Origin of the sequence: Flavobacterium sp. N502536, assembly GCF_025947345.1 — a bacterium.
In the GTDB taxonomy this organism is placed as follows: domain Bacteria; phylum Bacteroidota; class Bacteroidia; order Flavobacteriales; family Flavobacteriaceae; genus Flavobacterium.
The window spans coordinates 2,558,523-2,579,657 of sequence record NZ_CP110011.1 but is presented as its reverse complement, the minus strand read 5'-3'; the positions used below and the strand labels follow the sequence as shown (position 1 = coordinate 2,579,657).

General features: G+C 35.8%; 25 protein-coding genes. 9 read left to right on the top strand and 16 right to left on the bottom strand.

The features are described from left to right. The first annotated feature begins 23 nt into the window (after positions 1-23). From OLM61_RS11180 to OLM61_RS11170, 3 genes are read left to right on the top strand one after another with little or no spacing between them, the layout of a single operon-like run. Positions 24-629 carry a hypothetical protein gene (locus OLM61_RS11180; RefSeq protein WP_264522777.1) on the top strand — a complete coding sequence of 202 codons (606 nt, stop codon included), beginning with the start codon at positions 24-26 and terminating at the stop codon, positions 627-629. Beyond that, a complete protein-coding gene (locus OLM61_RS11175) occupies positions 626-1,216 on the top strand; it encodes a Zn-dependent protease (RefSeq protein ID WP_264522776.1) in 591 nt (196 codons plus the stop codon). Before OLM61_RS11180 ends, OLM61_RS11175 begins: the two co-directional genes overlap by 4 nt. A 43-nt stretch (positions 1,217-1,259) precedes the next feature. Next, positions 1,260-1,505, top strand: coding sequence for a redox-active disulfide protein 2 (locus OLM61_RS11170; RefSeq protein ID WP_264522775.1), 246 nt, complete (start codon positions 1,260-1,262; stop codon positions 1,503-1,505). 207 nt (positions 1,506-1,712) lie between these two features. Here OLM61_RS11170 and serB read toward each other — a convergent pair whose 3' ends face one another. From serB to OLM61_RS11140, 6 genes are all read right to left on the bottom strand, one after another. Continuing rightward, entirely contained in the window at positions 1,713-2,942 is a 1,230-nt protein-coding gene (gene serB / locus OLM61_RS11165) for a phosphoserine phosphatase SerB (protein ID WP_264522774.1), read from the bottom strand. A gap of 250 nt (positions 2,943-3,192) precedes the next feature. After that, a complete protein-coding gene (locus OLM61_RS11160; RefSeq protein WP_264522773.1) occupies positions 3,193-3,633 on the bottom strand; it encodes a VOC family protein in 441 nt (146 codons plus the stop codon). Between the two features lie 61 nt (positions 3,634-3,694). After that, complete coding sequence (locus OLM61_RS11155; RefSeq protein ID WP_264522772.1) at positions 3,695-4,132, bottom strand: SRPBCC domain-containing protein; 438 nt, start codon at positions 4,130-4,132, stop codon at positions 3,695-3,697. 2 nt (positions 4,133-4,134) lie between these two features. Continuing rightward, complete coding sequence (locus OLM61_RS11150) at positions 4,135-4,542, bottom strand: VOC family protein (protein WP_264522771.1); 408 nt, start codon at positions 4,540-4,542, stop codon at positions 4,135-4,137. A gap of 90 nt (positions 4,543-4,632) precedes the next feature. Further along, positions 4,633-5,037, bottom strand: a complete 405-nt coding sequence (locus OLM61_RS11145) for an SRPBCC family protein (protein WP_264522770.1) — start codon at positions 5,035-5,037, stop codon at positions 4,633-4,635. 55 nt (positions 5,038-5,092) lie between these two features. Next, the gene (locus OLM61_RS11140; protein ID WP_264522769.1) at positions 5,093-5,497 is read right to left on the bottom strand and encodes an SRPBCC domain-containing protein; all 405 of its coding nucleotides are present in this window, start codon (positions 5,495-5,497) and stop codon (positions 5,093-5,095) included. Positions 5,498-5,666: 169 nt separating this feature from the next. On the opposite strand from OLM61_RS11140, the gene OLM61_RS11135 reads away from it, so the two are divergent. Together OLM61_RS11135 and OLM61_RS11130 are read left to right on the top strand one after the other, a co-directional pair. After that, entirely contained in the window at positions 5,667-6,470 is an 804-nt protein-coding gene (locus OLM61_RS11135; protein WP_264522768.1) for a GlxA family transcriptional regulator, read from the top strand. Between the two features lie 2 nt (positions 6,471-6,472). Continuing rightward, positions 6,473-6,631, top strand: a complete 159-nt coding sequence (locus OLM61_RS11130) for a helix-turn-helix domain-containing protein (RefSeq protein WP_264522767.1) — start codon at positions 6,473-6,475, stop codon at positions 6,629-6,631. A 20-nt stretch (positions 6,632-6,651) separates the two neighbouring features. Here OLM61_RS11130 and OLM61_RS11125 read toward each other — a convergent pair whose 3' ends face one another. The 7 genes from OLM61_RS11125 to OLM61_RS11095 form a co-directional block, all read right to left on the bottom strand. After that, positions 6,652-7,161: an isoprenylcysteine carboxyl methyltransferase family protein gene (locus OLM61_RS11125; RefSeq protein ID WP_264522766.1), complete on the bottom strand. Its 510-nt coding sequence runs from the start codon at positions 7,159-7,161 to the stop codon at positions 6,652-6,654. Positions 7,162-7,407: 246 nt separating this feature from the next. Beyond that, complete coding sequence (clpX, locus tag OLM61_RS11120; RefSeq protein ID WP_264522765.1) at positions 7,408-8,640, bottom strand: ATP-dependent Clp protease ATP-binding subunit ClpX; 1,233 nt, start codon at positions 8,638-8,640, stop codon at positions 7,408-7,410. A gap of 180 nt (positions 8,641-8,820) precedes the next feature. Beyond that, positions 8,821-9,495: an ATP-dependent Clp endopeptidase proteolytic subunit ClpP gene (gene clpP / locus OLM61_RS11115; protein WP_264522764.1), complete on the bottom strand. Its 675-nt coding sequence runs from the start codon at positions 9,493-9,495 to the stop codon at positions 8,821-8,823. A gap of 248 nt (positions 9,496-9,743) precedes the next feature. Further along, positions 9,744-11,066, bottom strand: coding sequence for a trigger factor (locus OLM61_RS11110; RefSeq protein ID WP_264522763.1), 1,323 nt, complete (start codon positions 11,064-11,066; stop codon positions 9,744-9,746). Positions 11,067-11,184: 118 nt separating this feature from the next. Then, positions 11,185-11,529 (bottom strand): phage holin family protein, encoded by a 345-nt coding sequence (locus OLM61_RS11105; protein ID WP_264522762.1) that lies wholly within the window; start codon positions 11,527-11,529, stop codon positions 11,185-11,187. 39 nt (positions 11,530-11,568) lie between these two features. Beyond that, positions 11,569-12,057 carry a YdcF family protein gene (locus OLM61_RS11100; protein WP_264522761.1) on the bottom strand — a complete coding sequence of 163 codons (489 nt, stop codon included), beginning with the start codon at positions 12,055-12,057 and terminating at the stop codon, positions 11,569-11,571. Positions 12,058-12,097: 40 nt separating this feature from the next. Then, a complete protein-coding gene (locus tag OLM61_RS11095) occupies positions 12,098-12,862 on the bottom strand; it encodes an alpha/beta fold hydrolase (protein WP_264522760.1) in 765 nt (254 codons plus the stop codon). 209 nt (positions 12,863-13,071) lie between these two features. On the opposite strand from OLM61_RS11095, the gene OLM61_RS11090 reads away from it, so the two are divergent. Continuing rightward, positions 13,072-14,454 carry a hypothetical protein gene (locus OLM61_RS11090; RefSeq protein ID WP_264522759.1) on the top strand — a complete coding sequence of 461 codons (1,383 nt, stop codon included), beginning with the start codon at positions 13,072-13,074 and terminating at the stop codon, positions 14,452-14,454. Positions 14,455-14,496: 42 nt separating this feature from the next. Here the strand turns inward: OLM61_RS11090 and OLM61_RS11085 are convergent, their stop codons facing one another. The 3 genes from OLM61_RS11085 to OLM61_RS11075 all read right to left on the bottom strand — a co-directional run bounded on the left by OLM61_RS11085 (position 14,497) and on the right by OLM61_RS11075 (position 18,494). After that, a complete protein-coding gene (locus tag OLM61_RS11085) occupies positions 14,497-15,357 on the bottom strand; it encodes a DUF4249 domain-containing protein (RefSeq protein ID WP_264522758.1) in 861 nt (286 codons plus the stop codon). Between the two features lie 3 nt (positions 15,358-15,360). After that, positions 15,361-17,640, bottom strand: coding sequence for a TonB-dependent receptor plug domain-containing protein (locus OLM61_RS11080; RefSeq protein WP_264522757.1), 2,280 nt, complete (start codon positions 17,638-17,640; stop codon positions 15,361-15,363). Between the two features lie 140 nt (positions 17,641-17,780). Continuing rightward, entirely contained in the window at positions 17,781-18,494 is a 714-nt protein-coding gene (locus OLM61_RS11075; RefSeq protein ID WP_264522756.1) for a pyridoxine 5'-phosphate synthase, read from the bottom strand. A gap of 116 nt (positions 18,495-18,610) precedes the next feature. Here OLM61_RS11075 and OLM61_RS11070 point away from each other — a divergent pair, with 116 nt between their 5' ends. The 3 genes from OLM61_RS11070 to OLM61_RS11060 all read left to right on the top strand — a co-directional run bounded on the left by OLM61_RS11070 (position 18,611) and on the right by OLM61_RS11060 (position 21,132). Then, complete coding sequence (locus OLM61_RS11070; RefSeq protein WP_264522755.1) at positions 18,611-19,270, top strand: CBS domain-containing protein; 660 nt, start codon at positions 18,611-18,613, stop codon at positions 19,268-19,270. Between the two features lie 111 nt (positions 19,271-19,381). Further along, entirely contained in the window at positions 19,382-20,269 is an 888-nt protein-coding gene (locus OLM61_RS11065) for an NAD kinase (RefSeq protein WP_264522754.1), read from the top strand. Between the two features lie 173 nt (positions 20,270-20,442). After that, entirely contained in the window at positions 20,443-21,132 is a 690-nt protein-coding gene (locus OLM61_RS11060) for a DUF6089 family protein (RefSeq protein WP_264522753.1), read from the top strand. Positions 21,133-21,135: the final 3 nt, after the last annotated feature.

The window sequence follows — 21,135 nt, the reverse complement described above, 5'->3', positions numbered from 1 at the left end:
AATGAAATACCACGTTAGTTAGAATGGAATCAACAGAAAAAATCCAGAATTTAATTCCAATAGGTTATCTGTTTCTTGTCGTACTGGGAATTTTAAAAGAATGTGTTTTCTTTTTCCAATTGAAAATAAACATTCTGAAATACTCCACCATTATGGATATTCTGATCAGCCCCATTGCTGATCTAACTGCAAATCCGATTATCATTTTAAGTCTAATTGTTTTCGCCGTTCTTATCTTAGTTTTTCTGAGTTTGTGCTACAAGGATCGCAACAAAAGCTGGGCAAAAAAATTAATCGGTACTAAACCGGATGGCGATAAATTTTCAGACTTAGAGATCAAAAGCAAGCTGAAACATTTTTTTCTAGTTTCCATTGGAATTGGATTGCTTAGTTTTTTCCTTGGCTTAGGAATTGGCGAAGGTCACAAAATTGCAGAGAAAATCAGGCTTAATAAACTGAAATACGAGCAAAAACTCACCTTTAACACAGGGGAAACCGAAGCCATTTTTTTGATAGATGTAAATAGCGCTTATTATTTTTATCTGACTCCAAAAAATAATGCGATCAAAATTGCCCCTCTCGGATCTATTAAAAATATTGAGTTAACGAACTTAGAATCTGCAAAATGAAAAGTTCCCTTTTGATTTTACTGTTTATTCTCGTTTCCTGTACCAAAGAACAGCATTCAAAAATAATTGTTCTTCAACCTTTGGGGAATTTCAAAACAGAGCAGGCAAAAAATGTTTATCATAAAATACAAACGATTAACCCTAATGTTGTTTTAAGAGCCAACATTCCCTTCCCGGAAAATGCATTTTACCCGGCCAGAAACAGGTATCGTGCCGACACTATTATTAAAACCATCAAAGATAATGTAGGTAAAGATTCTGTAATTGTGGGTTTATCCAACAGCGACATTAGCGTTACCAAAGGTAAAAACAAGGATTGGGGCGTTATGGGACTGGGGTATCATCCTGGCAAATCCTGCGTGGTTTCTGATTTTAGACTGAGCAAAAGAAACAAAGAAGTACAATTCTATAAAGTTGTTTTGCATGAGTTAGGCCATACCGAAGGTCTACCTCATTGTCCGGTAAAAACATGTTTAATGCGAGATGCTGAAGGAAAAAACCATTTAGATGAGGAAACTAATTTTTGCTTAAAATGTAAAAACTATTTAATCGGGAAAGGGTGGAAACTAAACCATCCTGCAACCTGAAATCTCAAAATACACTATTCAATTAACCAAAAACCAAAATAAGATGAGTACTAAAAAATTTAGCGAAATGACTACCGAAGAATTACTTAAAAGCCAAAAGATGTCAAAAACAGCCACCTATAGCTTTGCCGTAATTTTACTTTTATTATGTATTGTCAACATCTATCTTGTTTTTAAAAAAGGATTCAGTGCTTCTCAGGTTGTTCCTATTGCTTTACTGCCACTACTTGTTTTAAATTTTAAGACTTTAAAAGACATCAAAGAAGAATTGAAATCCAGAGAAAAATAAGACTCAATATTACCGAATCGCATGAGGGATAGAAGTGGAAATCCTTTTGTGTCCGCCGCGGCGGACATAAAAGATTACTTCGTCAGTTCGCTTCGCTCGTGCGCAACGGATAGCCCGACCCGCTTTTTCAGCGGGACATGCCCATAAAAAAACCTTAGCTTTTATTGAAAAACTAAGGTTTTTTTTGATTTATTTCAACTGTCAGGTTTACATCATATCAATATACCTGTCGTGGTACCCTAATAAATATAAAACTCCGTCAAGACCCAGACTTGAAATTGAGGTTGCCGCGTTTTCTTTTACTTTTGGTTTGGCGTGAAAAGCAATTCCCAAACCTGCTAAATTTAGCATTGGCAAGTCATTGGCACCGTCTCCGACCGCTATGGTCTGATTGATGTGAATTCCTTCTTTTTCGGCGATTGCTTTAAGGTATTCGGCTTTCTTTTGGCCGTCTACAATATCGCCTATGTATTTACCTGTTAGCTTACCGTCTTTGATTTCCAATCGATTCGCATGAACATAATCGATACCCAATTCTTTCTGTAGATACTCTCCAAAATAGGTGAATCCTCCAGACAATATTGCCGTTTTATATCCGTAATATTTTAAGGCTTTCATCAATCGATGGGCTCCTTTTGTAATGGGTAAATTGAGGGCAACATTTTGCAAAACATCTTCGCTCAGCCCTTCGAGCAAAGCCATACGCTGTTTGAAACTTTCGTTAAAATCAATCTCGCCATTCATTGCCGATTCAGTGATCGCACGAACCTCATCTCCTACTCCGTTCAGCTCAGCCAGTTCATCAATTACTTCGGTCTGAATTAAAGTCGAGTCCATATCGAAGCAAACCAAACGTCTGTTTCGTCTGTAAATATTGTCTTCCTGGAATGAAATATCGACATCCAAAGTTCTGGAAATTTCCATGAAACTTGCTGTCATATGGATCTTATCTACAATTTCACCAGTCACGGATAATTGTATGCAAGAGCGTGGATATTCTTCTATTTCTACAATAGAGGTTCTCCCTGTTAATCTTATAATAGAATCAATGTTCAGATGCTGGTCTGACATTATTTTAGTTACAGCAGCCAACTGAGAAGCGGTCAGTTTTTCGCCCAGTATATTGATAATGTAACGCTGTTTCGATTGTGATTTTACCCACTTTTCGTAATCGTCAATAGAAATCGGAATAAATTTTACTTTAATTTCCAGCTCATAAGCTTTGAACAGCAAGTCTTTTAAAACCGGGCCCGAGGAGGAACCTGCCTGAATTTCAAATAAAATCCCCAAAGAAAGTGTATCATGGATATCGGCCTGACCAATATCTAAAATATTAGCATCGTAGGTTGCCAACACAGCAGTCAAACCTGCCGTCACTCCTATTTTATCATGTCCTGAAACTTTTAATAAAATAATCTCTTTGTCTTCTCTTACCATCTTAATCTTTATTGATTTTATGAGTGACAAAAATCGACAATCTAAAGTTGATAAAAAAAGATATTGCTTGTTTTTTAAAAAGAAAAAGCACCTAAGAATGTGCTTTTTGGAGTAATTTAACAATTAAGTTCCGGGATCAAAATAACCTAACTTTTTTGATCTCAAAACTGTTTTTTGACCACAGATTTCAAGGATTATATTAAGAATCCCTGAAATCTTTTTTATGGTGGACAAAATGAAAGAAGTTATTTTAAGTCGGTATATTTTCATCAAAGTTTACCATCCAGCTTACACCGAATTTGTCTTTGAACATTCCGAAATAAGCTCCCCAAAAGGTTTTCGCCATTGGCATAAAAACGGCTCCTCCTGCTGAGAGTCCGTTAAAAATTCGATCCCCTTCTGCTGCGCTGTCTACATTTATGGAGATTGAAAAATTCCCGCCAAAAACTACATCACCGGATTGTTCGCTGCTATCACTTCCCATCAGGATAGTGTTTCCAATTGGCAGTGACACGTGCATGATTCGGTTACCGTCTTTTTCGGATACCGGACCACATCCTTCTTCGCCTTCCGGCATTTCATTAAATCTTCCAAGAAACGGAAATTCTCCTCCAAAAACGGATTGATAAAACAGAAATGCTTCTTCACAATTTCCGTTAAAAATTAAATAGGGGTTTACTGCTGTTGCCATGATATTTGTTTTTTTTTGTTTATTGTTTGTCGTTTGTCGTTTGTCGTTTGTTGTCTGTTATTTATTGTTCTGAAAGTTCTTTGGCCATTTCGAGCCCTTTAGGGAAAGCTTCTTTAAAGTAGTCAATGTATTTTTCGACTACATCTACCTGAGCCACCAGATCAGTAAACTCATCGTCGGCTGTTAATCGATAGGTTTCCATTGCGCCGCTCCACTTTTTTGTTTCTTCGTCAATAGGCAGTTCTTTAAAATCTTTGATTTCGCCTATATGTTTAAAAGCCATGTACTCGTTTGGCGTTTTGGTCTCGATAATGCTGTTCATTCCTTCTCCGTTTGGAGACAGAAAATGTATTTTATCACCCTGATTCCATTCGCTTACCGCATATGAACCTTCGCAAAAAGCTCCTGTCCATTTTTTATACGTTTCGTCATTCCACAAAACCGACCAGACTTTTTGTGCCGGAGCTTTAATTCTAATTTTAAATTCTAAAGTTTCCATACTCATGATAGTTTACTAAAATCCATAAATAATACGTTCCAACGATGACCGTCTAAATCTGCAAAACCGAAACCGTACATCCAGCCCTGACTTTCTGCAGGAGAAGCAAAAACAGTTCCTCCGGCTTCTGTAACTTTTCTCGCCAGTTCATCGACCTCGGCAATACTTTCGGCATCAATCGAAATCAAAACTTCTGAACTTGTTTGGGTATCGGTGAGTTTATTTTGAGAAAAACTGGCAAACAATGCTTCTTCAAAAAGCATCACTACAAATTTTCCTTCTCCAACCACCATGCAAGTCGAGCTTGGTGTATCGTGTTCTTCATTAAAAGAGAATCCTATTTTCGAAAAAAAAGCTTTTGATTTTGCCACCTCTTTTACTGGCAAATTCAGCCATATTTGCTTTGTCATTCTTACTGCTTTTAAAATTAAACTCTATCTGTGTGATGTCAATCGACACCTTTGTCACTTTGCTTCTTTGAACCTTTGAGCCTAAAAAAACTAATTGCTCTCGGTGTAACTTTTAAAATTATCCATGATCGCCTGCCAGCCGCCGCGCTGCATCTCTTCCGGATTTTGCGTTTCAGGATCAAAACTTTCAATGACCTCCACTCCGTTTGCTGTTTCTTTAAAAGCAATTTCTACTTTTCTCCCATCTTCTAAAATATATTCAATGGTTTTATTTTTTTCGACTACCGTATATTCCCCTCCAAAATCAAAACTCATACTGCCATCTTTTGCAGCCATAGTCGATGTAAATTTCCCTCCTACTCTCAGGTCATTTTCGGCATGAGGTGTATGCCAGTCCGGAGAAGCAAAACTCCATTTTGTGATGTGTTCGGGTAATGTCCAAAATTCCCAAACTTTGTCTATTGATGCCTTAATCGTGTTTTGTACTGTTATCATTTTGTTTTTGTTTTTAATTGTTTTTTTTAAACTTAAATCTTGTTTCGTTTTTTATTTAGTTATTTTCAACATAGTCTTTAAAACAGTCTATCACAGCCTGACACCATTGCCTTTGCATGCTTTCAGAATTTTCTGTTTCAGGTTGAAATTTCTCTGTAACAATTACTTTTTCACCATTTTCTTCAAAATGAACACTTCCGATTCTGTTGTCAGATAATTGATACGCTATTACCAAAAAGGTTTCTACCCCGGTATAAACTCCTTCATAATCAAAAGTCGCAGTTCCGTCTTTGGCGGCCATCGTATATTTGAATTTACCTCCAACCCTCAAATCATTTTCGACATAAGGTGTAGACCAGTCCGGAGAACCAAAACTCCATTTTGTGATGTGTTCGGGTGCTGTCCAGAACTCCCAGACTTTGCTTACGGGTGCGTTAATGGTATTTTGTACTGTTATCATGGTTTATTTATTAAAATAAAAGATCATTCTTTATAAAATTACAAATTATTTAAAGCAAATTTAATTTTTTAGGATTAGCTTTAGGTTACATTAAAAGTCAATTTTAGGGGCATTTAAGACAAAATACTTACTTTTGTAAACATTCATTTTTCCAAAAACCTATATTATCATGACTAAGAAAGTAGGATTAATTGTTCCGCACGACTATAAATTACTAAGCATAGCGGCCATTTTAGAAGTTTTTGAAACCGCCAACAAACTCTCTAAAGAAAACGAAAAACCTTTTGAAATTATGGTATTTCAATCGGCTGAGCAGATCAATGAAGGACAGTTGTTTGGGTATAAGGTTAATCCGATTGAAGATTCTGACACCATTCTTGAACTTATTTTGATCCCCGCTTTTACTACTGATAATATGAGTGAGATGATTGCAAAGAACAAAAATTTCATCCCCTGGCTGAAAAAACACCATCAGTCCGGAGCCGAACTGGCGAGTTTTTGTACTGGTGCCTTTTTATTTGCAGCTTCGGGTTTGCTTAACGAAAAGTTAGCCACAACACATGTTGATGCCTGCAGCGCTTTCACCAAAGCATTTCCATTGGTAAAATTAAAACCCGAGGAAACTTTAACCGCAGACGGTAGTTTGTATACCAGCGGAGGCTCGACCTCAACTTTTCACTTACTGATTCTTTTGGTTCAGAAATACTGTGGAAATGAAATTGCAGTTCAAATTGCAAAGATTTTCTCGATTGATTTAAACCGATACAAACAAAGCTATTTCAGCACTTTTAGACCGAATCATTTGCACAATGACACCTTAGTTGCGATGCTGCAACAAAAAATAGAAAGCCAATACCACACGATCGAAAAACTGGAAGAAATTACCAAAGACATTCCTACAAGTGCCCGCAACATGACAAGACGGTTCAAGCAAGTTACAGGTATCCGCCAATTGAGTATCTGCAAAATATAAGAGTGGAAAGTTCTAAAAAATATCTGGAGCAAACTCAACTTTCGATTTCTGAAATTATTGAGAAAACGGGCTATAATGATCCCAAAGCTTTTAGAAAAGTATTTTATAAAATGGTGGGTATGAAACCTATTGAGTACAGAGAGAAGTTCAGGGTGCAGTAAAAATGTTCCTGAAAGATGGGTTACTTTATGCTTTTCATCGCCTCTTCTTCCTGAATAATCCGAATCACTAAAAGTACCAGATACACAGGGAAAAGATATGTTAATGTCTTCCATGCATTACACAATAATCCGACTCCCACAAGTTCGGGAATGATATTTAAAAAGTAATTTGGATGTCGTATCGTTCGAAACAAAAATGACCGGACTACTTTGTGATTGGGAGCAATATATATTTTTACAGTCCATATTTCCCTTAACTGATAAATAATATAAAAAAGCATTGTATAACCAAAGATCATGAGGCAAAGCCCGTATTCACTATATCTGTTGAACGTTATTTTCTGGGTATAGGCTTCATAAAAGGAGCATACATAAAAAAGGAAATGTGTTACGGATAGAAAAAAAGAATTTAGTTTTCCAAATTGTGTTGCTCCCTCAGCTTTTAGTTTTTTCTCATTTGCAAGAGATATGGCAAGCGATATAATCCGCACTGTAAAGAATACCATTAAGACAATTAATACTTTACTCATAATGTGTTATGTTTAATTAAAATGGTATTTTTAGGACGGTGTCAATCAAATAGTTCTCAATTATAACTCGTAATTAGCATAATCGTCAATTACTCTGACTAGCATCTTCTTCATAGCAATACATTTTTTTAAATATAAGAAAAAACTTAAAACAAACTAGATTAGGAAGATATTTTACTGCATAAAAAAACCTGCCCGAATTAACGAGCAGGTTTTAATAAACTGTTTTAATCTAATTTTAGAAACTTATGAAGCGATTTCCATGCGTTTCAATAGATTTTTATTCAAAGTATGTTTTGCATAATCTTTATCGATACTTAAGATTTTATCGTCTGAACTTGGCAATTCGTACATGGCATCGGTTAAAATTGCTTCGCATAACGAACGCAATCCACGTGCACCTAATTTGTACTCTAATGCTTTGTCTACAATAAAATCTAATGCTTCATCTGTAATGGTGAACTCAACATCATCCATCAGGAATAATTTTTGATATTGTTTTACCAGAGCATTTTTAGGCTGTGTCAAAATTGCACGCAAGGTCTCTTTATCTAAAGGATCCATATGCGTTAAAACCGGTAAACGTCCAATAATCTCAGGAATCAAACCAAAATCTTTAATGTCTTTTGGAATGATGTATTGCAATAAATTGTCTTTATCGATATTGTCTACATTTTTAGAAGTCGAATATCCAACGGCCTGACGGTTCAGACGTTTAGAGATAATGCGTTCGACACCATCAAAAGCACCTCCTGCGATGAACAGGATGTTTTGGGTGTTTACTTCCACAAATTTCTGGTCCGGGTGTTTACGTCCTCCTTTTGGCGGTACGTTAACCACTGTTCCTTCTAATAATTTTAATAAAGCCTGCTGCACTCCTTCACCAGAAACATCACGGGTAATGGATGGATTATCGCTCTTACGGGCAATTTTATCGATCTCATCAATAAAAACGATTCCTCTTTCGGCTTTGGTTACATCATAGTCGGCAGCTTGCAGCAAACGTGTCAAAATACTTTCAACATCTTCTCCTACATAACCTGCTTCTGTAAGTACGGTCGCATCAACGATAGCCAAAGGAACATCTAACATTTTAGCAATTGTTTTAGCTACTAATGTTTTTCCTGTTCCGGTTTGTCCCACCATGATGATGTTACTTTTCTCAATCTCTACTTCGTCGTCTAATTGCTGTTGCATTAAACGCTTGTAGTGATTGTAAACAGCAACCGACATTACTTTTTTTGTCTGATCCTGACCAATAACATATTGATCTAAGAAGGCTCTGATTTCTTTTGGTTTCTTTAAAATTAAATCCCCAACAAGTTTTGCGCTTCCGCTTGATTTTAATTCTTCTAATACAATTCCATGTGCCTGTTCGATACACTTATCACAGATATGTGCATTAATACCTGCAATCAATAAATTGGTTTCTGGCTTTTTTCTTCCACAAAACGAACATTCTAATACTACTTTAGCCATTCTTTCTTAGTTACTAAGCTGCAAAGTTACTAAGTTTCTAAGATTTATCACTAAAACCTTAAAAACTTAGCAACCTCTTAACTTTTTATTTTTTGTTTCAAGTGTAATTTTGTTTCAGGTTTCAAGTTTCAAGTTAATCTTATAACCTTAATAACTTTGCAACTTTGAACCTTTAAAAAATTATCCTCTTCTTAATACTTCATCAATCATTCCGTATTCTTTCGCTTCGTCAGCAATCATCCAGTAATCACGCTCACTGTCTTTATGTACTTTGTCAAAAGTTTGTCCTGAATGCTGAGAAATAATATGATACAATTCATCTTTCAGTTTCAACATTTCGCGTAAGTTGATTTCCATATCTGTTGCAACTCCCTGAGCTCCTCCTGATGGCTGGTGAATCATTACTCTTGAATGTGGTAAAGCCGAACGTTTTCCTGCTGCTCCTGCACATAATAAAACAGCTCCCATAGAGGCTGCCATACCGGTACAAATTGTCGCTACGTCTGGTTTGATATACTGCATGGTGTCATAAATTCCTAATCCTGCATAAACACTTCCTCCAGGAGAATTTAGATAAATTTGGATGTCTTTTGAAGCATCAGCACTTTCTAAAAATAATAATTGTGCCTGAACGATATTCGCGATCTGATCGTCGATACCTGTTCCTAAAAAGATAATTCTGTCCATCATTAATCTCGAGAAAACATCTAATTGAGAAATATTCAACTGACGTTCTTCAATAATGTATGGAGTCATATTAGTTGGATTCATTGCAGCTATGATTTTATCATAGTACATTGCGTTTACTCCCTGGTGCTTTGTAGCAAATTTTTTGAATTCTTTACCGTAGTTCATATTTTTAGTTTAAAGTTTGAAAATCTAAAGTCAGAAAGTGACTTAATCGGATAAGACAAAGTTCATACCTTTTTATAAAGGATGCCAATTTGTCTTACTTTTTTTGTTTCAGGTTTCAAGTTTCAGGTTGTTTACCGTTCGTTCCAACGAAAACTTGGAACTTGTAACCTGAAACAAAAAAAACTTGAAACAAAAAAAAGAGCGTCAGAAAAAACTCCTGACGCTCAAATATACTTATTTTTTAGAAATTATTCTCCGTATGAAGCGGCAATAAATTCTTCGTAAGTTACTTCTTTTGTTGTTGGATTTGCTTTTTCTTTGAACACTTCCAATAATTTTTCAGCTACTACCTGCTCAGAAAGTCTTTTCACTTCTTCCTGGTTAGATAATACTCTTGCAACAATTCCCTGAACTTCTTCGTCAGTTGGATTTGTTTGTCCAAATTGAGCCATTTGCTGTCTGATTGCGTTTGTTGTAAAAGCTTTCAAATCTTCAAATGTAATTTGGATATTGCTTTGAGCCATAGCTTTTCCTTCGATCAATTGAAAACGTAATCCTTTTTCAGATCTTGCGTATTCAACCTCAGCTTCTTCTGCAGAAAGTTTTTTCTCTCCAACAGTTTGCAACCATTTTTTAAGGAATTCAGCCGGTAAATCAAATTTTGTGCTTTCGATCAGGAATTCCTGAACGTCTAACAATAATTTTTGATCTGCCTGCTGTGCGAATTGAGCTTCAGCATCTTCTTTAATTTTAGCTTTCAAATCCTCTAAAGAAGCTACTTTTCCTTCACCAAAAAGTTTATCAAATAACTCCTGGTTCAATTCAGCCAATTCAGCTCCGTTGATCGCTTCGATAGTAAAGTTTACTTCGATATCTAAACCGTGAACATCATCATGAGCTACTTTTAAGTAATCCATTAATTGGTGATCATCTTCGAATAAACCTTTTGTGCTTACCGCTACAACATCACCTACTTTTTTACCGATGAATTTATCAGCAGTAGCTTTGTTGAATGTAGATAAAGCAATTGTAGTGGTATTGTTGATTCCTTTTTCTTCGTTAGAGAAAGTTCCTGTCAAATCTGAATCAGCCACTACCGCTTCTTGTGGAATTGCTTTTCCGAATTGTTTTTGGATACGCTCTACCTGACCGTCGATTAATTTATCGTCAGCAGTTACGATGTATTTTACGATATTGTTTTTAGCTTCTAAATCAATTTCGAAGTTTGGCACTAAACCAATTTCGTATTCAAATGTTAATTCTTCAGCATCCCAGTCAAAATTTTCATTTTCTTTGGCAAGTGGAGTTCCTAAAAGATTTAATCTTTCAGATTGAACAAAACGCTCTAAAGCCAAATCAACTACTTTTTTAACTTCTTCCTGCTTAATTGCTTTTCCGTATTGTTTTTCAACAAGGTCTTTAGGAACCTGTCCTTTTCTAAAACCTTTTACAGTAGCCAATGGCATTTTTTCGTTTATTCTTTTTGCTACCTGACCTTTATAATCCATGTGAACAACTGTCATTACGATGGTTTCGTTCACAGCGTCTGTTGCTACTCTTTTAATATCCATTTTCTTCTTTAATTTACATAATAAAATTGGGTCGCAAAATTATAAAATTTTTGCAACCCAACCAAGTTTTTAATCTATTGTATTTGAATACGTTTTAATCACGCTCTCTCAATTTGTTTTAATTCTCGTCTCCTACTATTTTGTAGGTAATAGACTGAAGGATAGACAAGATGACACTAAAGAACAAGGCTGTCCAGAATGAATCGACCGCAAATCCTCCGACAATATTGGTACATAGTAAAATAATGATCGCATTAATCACCAGTAAAAACAAACCTAAAGTAATAAGTGTCACAGGCAATGTCAGGATGACTAATATTGGTTTTATAAACAGATTTAATAACCCTAAAACAACCGCAACAATTATTGCTGTCGTAAAACTTGCTACGTGTACACCCGGTAAGAAATTTGCGATTAACAAAACCAAGCCTGCGGTAACAAGGAGTCTAAGTAATAGTTTCATATTTTTTTGATTTAAAATTTTATTTAAAAGTACTAAAATTTAATAATATAAACCTTTAGTTAAAATTCCGCTGATTGCTTTTTTTTCGTGAGCCAGCAATTTTTCTTTTTCCTCATCAGACATGTCGTGTACTACTCCGGCGTATTCTATACCATCAAATCCTAAAATTTCATCAAAAATAAGCTTTACCCTTTCCACATGATAATCGGAAGTAACGACAACAACTGAATTTAAATGATGCTTTAAGATTATTTTTTTAGACAATACAGCGTCCTCAACTGTATTAGCAGACAATGCGGCCTCTAAAAAATTTTCCGTACTAAGTCCGTTGTTTCGTAAATGTTTCATGGCATAATCGGCATGCGGATGCGGAGTATTATTAAAATGTTCGCCAAAACCACCTGTACAAATAATACAATGCTCTTTAGGGCTAAAAATATCCAGACAATAATTTAAACGGTCTAAAGCAATTTCCCCCAAGTCTCCATTGTCTGAGTTTGGAGATCCTAATACAATTATAACTTTCATCTTTTTAAGCGGAACAGCATTTACAGTCTGAAATCAAAACCTACTCTTTTAAAAAGGTAGCGGTCAGTTCAAAAAACAATTTCGGATTTTCGGCATGCAACCAGTGCCCGGCATTGGGAATGGTTTCGAATTTAGCCTTTGGAAAATGCCCGCGTATGGCATCAAAATCTGAATCTGCAATATAACCTGAATCTCCTCCTCTAATAAATAAGGTATCTTTATCGAAAACCAGACCTTCAGCCAATGGTTTTCCGATAGCGTCCAGATTGTCATTAAAAACAGCCAGATTGAATCTAAAAGCCAACTGCCCTGGTTCAGCCCAGTATAAATTTTTCAGCAAAAATTGTCGGGTACCAAAATCGGGAACGTATTGTGCAACGATTGCCTCAACATCATTTCGGCTTGGTTTTACCGAAAAATCAACGGCATTTAAACCTGCCAGTATATCCTGATGGTGTTGTTTGTAAAATCTCGGACCAATATCGGCTACAATTAATTTATCAAGGATTTCAGGATAGGTAGTCGCAAAAAGCATGGCTACTTTTCCTCCCATTGAATGTCCCAAAAGATCTATTTTATGCAACTGATGGGCCTGACAATATTCAAACACGTCCTGTACCATCGCCTCATAAGACCATTCATCTGAATGAAAACTGCGGCCGTGATTTCTTAAATCTAAAAGATGAACCTGAAAACCAGCATCGACATATTGTCCTGCTAGTGTTTTCCAGTTATCAGACATTCCTAAAAATCCGTGCATGATGACTAAAGGTTTTCCTTCTCCTTCTATTTTTGAGTATAACATTTATTGTGGTTTTAAAAACTGCTCACAAAGGTAAAAAAAGTTTAGGGATCCACCTTTAAACTAATTAGGCTTCATAAGGCTATTTTAGTAGAAAAAAAGTTTCCTGCCTTACGGCTTCCCGTAAAGAAAGCACAAATACTAAACGTAACTTGCGGCTCTAAAAATCAAAGTGAATTTTTGATTCAATTTATTTAATTTAAACCTCAACCATGATTAAAAAATTATTTTTACTATCGTTAGTTGCTTCTCAACTTATGGTTTCATGTTCTAGTGACGAACTCAAAGAAGAAACTCCAACTGAACAAAACCAGACTCTGGCAGAACAAATTGCAAATCTTGTAAAACAGCCTTATTCAAAACTAACTCCGGCGGAACAAAAAGTAAAATTAGAAGCTGAAGCGAATGAGATGCTGGTTCAGTTAGACAAATCAAAAAGTTCTGGTGCTATTGAAGCAATACAAAACTTAGGCAGATTATTAGGCCTTAGAAAGATTGATATTTTTAATGGGAAAAATGATAATGCAGTAGAAGATATTTTAAATGTTTCTGGTGTTTACGGTATTTATACCTGGGACAATACTGCAAAAATCTGGGTTAAAACAGCTTCTACTACAGAATTAAAGTTTGTTTTCCCTGCAAAAGCATCGCAAACAACAAACAATGCAGTATTCTCTGCTAAAAGCACTTCATCTGATATCAAAGTAAAAAGCATCGATACTTATGGAAGCTGGAAGTATGACCCTGTAAAACAACAATACACTCAAAGTCCATCTGTATATGACTATTTCTTTTTACCAACAACTGCAGATGCTACCTTAACAATTGATAATGCTCCGGCAGCTACTTTTACACAAACTGCAAAGTATTCTAACAAAAAAGAAATTCCGGACGATTTTGCCTACAAGATGACTTTAAATGATGGTTATGCCTGGGAAATGAGTGGTAAAAAAGCGCTTGAAAGCACTTCAAAAGCAGCTTTTACTTTTAACGGAAAAACATTAGTTGATTTCAACGCCGGAAGTACAGCAAACATTGATGGTTTACTTGAAAATAGCGAACTGGTTCAATACAGAGGAAAAGCAAATGGTTTAATTAAGTTAATGGACAATTTTATTATTGTTGCTAATATGGATTTAGCTACTGAAGCAGCTGATGATATTGCATTAGACAAAAGCATAATCCGTCCTGCTTATATAACTGACAACACCAACCCTAAAAATGACTACAAAGCCTATTACACTGCTTTAAACGCATACGAGAAAAAATACTCTGAAGGTTTGGTCGCTCTTTTCAACAAAAACATAAAATTGATCTTAGTTTCTAAGAAAGACGGAACTAAAATAGCTGATATTATCCAACATTCAGAAGCGAGAGGTAAACATACTTTTAACCTGCCTGTTTGGAATGAGAAAGACAAATACTGGTCATGGGGTACAAATCAAGGGGAATCATTTTCACAACCTTATATGGAAGAAATCTATTACCTAAAATTCAGTGACAACACTGAGGTAGAAATGAGTACTTATTTCTCAGAAGGTTTTGGAGCACTTGAAACTAAATTCGAGAATTTCGTAAAAGCATTCCAAAGATAATTGCTTTTAAAAGATAACCTTAAAGCCGTTTTGAAAACATTTTCAAAACGGCTTTCTTTTTTCCGGAGTCTTTACAATCAAAGTACTCTGACCATATCCTGCCCAAATACCTATACCGCCTTTTATATTCGATTTTAAACTGGTGTTTGCAGGATAAATAGGGTTTCTGCTATTTACGATTTCGTTTTGCCAGCTGTTCCAAAAATCCAGCGCTTCTTTATTTTGAGTTCTCAATTTTACATGAATTAAATCTCCGTCTGTAAAATAAGGCGTAAACTTAGTTTTAGGAAAGAGTAAAACTCCTCTGTTAATTTGTACGGATACTGTGGTTGTACTAAAGTTCTTATCATCTAAATTACCATAAAACGAAGGCACAAAAATGGACTCCTTCCCTTCTATTCGTGTCGCAATCTGATAATAGTTCTTTTCGTTTACCGGATCGTCAAATTTCACAAACACATAACCCGTTGTATCGGTATCCGTTTTCTTTACGTACTCTGCACTTTTTATCGCTACGGTTTTTGGAATTTTCGTTGTCGCTTCCACAATCCGATTCAGGAATTCAATTTTTAGCGAATATTCTTTTCCTGCTTCTCCTTTTAAGGTTGTCCCATAATAGACAAACGGAGGCACTCTGTCTTTATCATTTTTAACCTTTAAGATCTCCGACGTCTGACCGTCAGAAACTGTAATTTTGGCTGATCGGATCACATGATTTAAAACATTGGTAGAATCAATCATTTCGGTAACCGGAATACTCCTCGACAATAAAACCTGAGCATAATCGCCTTCCTCAATCCAGCCTTCTACTACAATTTTAGATTCGGCACTTTGCGTACTAAAATCGTCTTTCGAACAACTCGTCACAATCAAAGCTACAAGAAACAGTATATATTTTTTCATCTTTTAAAATTTAAATCTCCAGCTTACAGAAGGCAATATGCGATACAAAACCTTTTCTTCCTGTTTTACAATTACACTGTTTTTATCTTTATTCACCTTAACATCCAAAACCACATAAATCGGATTTTCTATATTGAAGGTGTTGTAAATTGAAAAATTCAGCGCACTTTCTTTTTTATTCGTTTTCAGGAAAAAGTAATTCACCGAAAGGTCTGTCCGGATGTAATTGGGCATCTGCGCATTGTTGTAGCCCGAATATTCTTTAACGGGATTATTGTTGATGAAATACCAGGAAGTAGGCATTGTAAATCGGTTTCCGGAACCAAATAGCTGTGTTACTCCAAAATTCCATTTGGCATTCAGCTCATACATTCCAACGATCGACAAATTATGGCGTCTGTCGTATTTGGCAAAATATGTTTTTCCATTATTCAATTCCGCAAAATTTCGATCGGACCAGCTTAACGTATAACTCAGCCAGCCTGTAAACTTCCCATTACTTTTGCGCAGCATTACTTCCAATCCGTATGCTTTTCCTTTTCCTGTCAACAAATCGTTTTTGAATGTTGTCGTTTCATTAAACTGAGTAATCCCATACGGATATTCGAGTAAATTTTTCATCGAGCGATAGAATCCTCCTAGAGAAGTCGTAAAGTTCTTTGAAATATTCTGATTCGAACCAATCGAAAACTCATCTGACAATTGCGGCTTTATACCATCGGAACTGGCGATCCAAAAATCAGTAGGAATCCCGACACTTGAAGTTGTGATCAAACTCAGATACTGATATTGTCTGTTATAAGATCCGTAAAAAGAATATTTCTCGTTCCAGTTATAATTCAACAAAACACGGGGCTGAAAATGCAAATAGGAATCACGGGAACCGGACGTGTAATAATTAACCCTAATACCCAATTCAGCATTTAAACGATCTGTAAATTTTGGTCGTATAGTAGTAAAAACAGCCGCTTCATTGGCATTAATTGTTTTGTTTTGAATAGCACTATTGGCATCGGTCAGGTTTTCGACATTGACTTTTTGAGGCTGCAAATCATGATGTACATATTGCAGACCAGATTCTACAGGAACATTTTTGATCTGATATCGGAAGACATTATTAAATCCAAAGTCTTTTACATAGGACGAAACGTCAAACCCAATTGTAGCCTGCTCCATATCCAGCTCATTAGAATATTTACTAAAATAAACAGCGTTTGACATGCTTACTTTTGGCGAAATGGTCGTTACTAAGGTTGGCGAAATGGTAATATTACTCCACTTTAAACTTGTGCGCAAAGCAAGATTTTCATCATTGATTTTTAATGCATCACCACTAACAAAAGCATCTATAGAGAGTAAATTGTTCTTAGAAACCTGAGAAATAAAAGTCATATTTCCGTCAGAGAAACCGTATTTCATATTCTGAACGTCATTGTTTTTTGAACCGGAACGCAGTAATGGCGCAACAATCTCATCAATATACGTTTTCCTGCCCGAGATATACAAGCCCGAATTTTTACCTATAGGAGCCGTCAAGGTAAGTTGTGAAGCTAAAATTCCAACATTCCCCTGAATACCCAATTCTGAAGGTACTTTTTTATTCGGAATCAAAAGTGTGGTTGAACTTAAACGTCCGCCATATTTTGCATTCGAACTTGATTTATCAAACTCGACACCTTTAATATGATCGGTATTGTAAAAAGGAAAAATGCCCAACAAGTGTGACATTCCATACACAGGCGTTCCATCGTATAAAATGGCATTGTGCCCCGGGTCTCCACCCCGAACATATAAATATCCGTTTGCATCTCCCGAATTTTGCACTCCGGGTGTCAACTGTAAAAGCTTGATGATATCGGTGGTTCCCAAAACGGTCGGAACAGCCGACAATTCTTTTAAATTAAATGATAATTTGCCTCCTGATAAAGTCGTAATGGCACTTTTTTTATCATTGTTTACTATGACTTCTTTCAAATGAGCAACATCTTTTTCAAGTATAATCGAAAGCACGGTATCTTTTACGACCTTAAGCTTAATAACTTTCTTAAGATATCCCAATTGACTAATGGCTATTTCTACCTGCCCTAAGGGCATTTGTTGTAAAAAATTACCAATAGAATCTGATATTGTGTAATAGTACTGCTGATCCGCCTCTAAAGAAACACTTGCTCCAATGAGGTTTTCGTGTTCAGAAGATTTTATATTTCCAATAATGCTGGCTTTGGATTGGGCAAATACATTGGAAAAACAGAGTAAAAAAAAGAGGGTAATTGTTTTTGGCACTTGATTTTAATAAGAAAAGTGCGAAAGTAAACAATTACCCAATGTTTTCTGAGCGTATATGCTATTTTATTTCCTCAATGAATTGGCATTCTGTTCAATTCGGTACGCAATGCGTCACGAAATCATCTAAAACAGAAAACTTATTTCAACTTATTCAGATACATATTTACGACATTATCCAAACCAAGATAAAGCGCTTCTGAAATCAAAGCATGACCAATAGAAACTTCTAGCAATCCCGGAATATTTTGTTTGAAGAACTGAATATTATCCAAGCTAAGATCGTGACCTGCATTGATTCCCAAACCTAATTCATTGGCTAATTTTGAAGCTTCAACATAAGGATCGATTCCGTTTTTATTCCCCAGGCCGTATTGATGTGCAAAAGCTTCGGTGTACAATTCGATACGATCTGTTCCGGTTTTTTTTGCTCCTTCAATAACCTCCAGCACCGGATCAACAAAAATCGAAGTTCTGATTCCGTTGCGCTGAAATTCCTGAATAACTTCGGTTAAGTACGATTGATTGGCTACAGTATCCCAGCCTGCAGACGAGGTAATCGCCCCAATGGCATCAGGAACCAAAGTCACCTGTGTTGGTTTGCATTCTAAAACCAGATCGATAAAATTATGCTGTGGATTTCCTTCAATATTATATTCGGTATGTACAATTGCTTTTAAATCGCGTGCATCCTGATAACGAATATGACGCTCATCCGGACGCGGATGAATCGTGATTCCCTGCGCACCAAAATTCTGAATATCGGCCGCAACTTTTAATAAATCAGGAACATTTCCGCCACGTGCATTTCGCAGCGTTGCAATTTTATTGATATTTACACTTAACTTTGTCATATAAATAGATAATTAATTCTAGTAACACTATATTTGTTACGACAAAAATACAAAGTAAAACGTAGCGTTTTTTGCTATTTTTTGATTATTTTGCATGAAATATCTTCAATAGATTTATGACAGAAATTACAAACTATATCACCAATGATTTCAGGGCAATTGATAGTCAGGAAACGATAGCATCGGTTCAGGACTTTTTTGCTGATTTGAACTTTTCGCATTTTCCGGTTCTGGAAAACGGCATTTTTATTGGAAGTATTGCCGCTGATGATGTCGAAACTTTTGACACCGACAAAAAAGCAATTGATTACAAATATACTTTAGAACGTTTTTATGCCCGAAAATCAATGCTGTGGCTCGATGTTTTGGAAGTATTTGCAAAAAATCATACCAATACCATTCCGATTCTTGATGAAAATAATGCCTATGTTGGTTATTATGAAATGGAAGACATCATGAAATTTTTTCAGGAAACCCCATTCATAAAAGAGCAAGGCGGTATTATTATCGTTCAAAAAGGACTTTTGGATTACTCTATGGGTCAAGTGACTCAAATTATAGAAAGTAACAACGGTAAAATCCTTGGCTGTTTTATCTCTGAAGCTGATTTAGACAATGTCCAGATTACCATAAAAATTGGGGTTGGACCTATGAATGAAATCATTCAGACGTTTAGACGCTACAATTACGAAATCATCTCAGAACATCAGGAAGACGCCTATATCAACAGTTTAAAAGAACGTTCAGATTACCTGGACAAATACCTTAATATATAATGTACCAATGAGTAAATTAGATAATTAAACAATTTCCTATTGACAAATCATCTAATTAACACATTGACTAATTATCTAATTTCTAATTACCTCATTATCTAATTACAAAGAATGAAAGTAGCCATTTACGGGCAGTATTACCAAAACAGTACAGAGCCTATTATTAAAGACATTTTTATTTTTTTCAATTCCAATAATGTCGAAATGGTAATTGAAGAGAACTTCCTGAAAATGCTCTACGAAAAGAAGATCGTTAAAAAGGAATACAATACCTTTTCGGCCACTACTTCGTTAGATGATAGTTTTGAAATGCTTATTAGTATTGGTGGTGACGGTACCATTTTAAGAGCTGCCACCCTGGTTCGCAACTCGGGCCTTCCTATATTAGGCATCAACGCAGGAAGATTAGGATTTCTGGCAAGCGTTCCAAAAGAAAGTATTGATAATTTTCTACAATATATCATTGACAAAAAATACACCATCTCCGAAAGGACTTTATTGAGTTTAACCTGCGATCCGAAAAACGACGCTATCGAAGACGAATTAAACTTTGCGATGAACGAAGTTACGGTGAGCCGAAAAGACACCACCTCGATGATCACGGTTGAAACGTATTTAAACAACGAATATCTGAATTCGTATTGGGCAGATGGTTTAATCATTTCAACACCTACCGGTTCAACAGGTTACTCTTTAAGCTGTGGCGGTCCTATTTTGACCCCAAATGTCGAAAGTTTAGTAATCACTCCTATTGCACCACACAATTTAAACGCCAGACCATTAGTCATCCCGGACAATACCGAGATCAAACTTCGCGTTACCGGAAGAGAAGATCAGTATTTAGTCTCTTTAGATTCGAGAATCACTTCTGTAAAAAATGAATCTGTTTTAAAAATCAAAAAGACGGATTTCAAAATAAAAATGGTGGAAATACCGGGCGAAACTTTCTTAAAAACCTTGAGAAACAAGCTACTTTGGGGAGAAGACAAGAGAAATTAAGCTTTTTTCTGAATTACCACTATACGATAATGCTACATTTTCCCGTTCTGCATATAGCGAATCGACATTAAATGGCTTAAAATCATATTGTAAATTGAAAAAAAAGCACATTTAGCTAAACAAACGTTGATTCGTATCGATAATTATTATATTTGCACGCAATTTCCAATTAAATGAAGAAAATTTTTAATTTATTGTTATGTTTTTTCCCCTTTATCACACTAAATGCTCAAATCAATGAGATTGGTGTTTTTCTGGGCGGAAGCAACTTTGTAGGAGATGTAGGCAACACTACTTATATCTCACCGGAAAAATTGGCTTTCGGCGTTTTGTACAAATGGAACAAGAGTCCACGTCACTCATATCGCTTCTCCTACACTCAATCAACCGTTGTTGGAAACGATTTAGACTCTAAGGAAACGGGAAGAAACAGAAGAGGCTATAGCTTTAAAAATAATGTAAAAGAACTTTCTGCGGGTTTGGAATTCAATTTTTTCGATTTTAATCTGCATGATTACCACCCAAAAGTGACTCCTTATATATTCTCAGGATTAAACTTTTTTATGTACGACAAGTTGTATCGCTTTACATCAAGTCCAAGCGTAACACAATCGGTGAGCTCAAACTCATTTGCTATACCTATTATATTGGGTATAAAATCTAACATTACCCCACATTTAGTGCTTGGAGCCGAAGTTGGAGCACGATATACTTTTACAGATGCTATCGACTCCAGCAACCCAAATACAAAAAACACGAACATATTACAGTTTGGAAATTTAAATAATAATGATTGGTATGTCTTCTCTGGTATTACTTTAACTTATACCTTTGGACAAAAACCTTGCTATTGCGCAGAATAATAA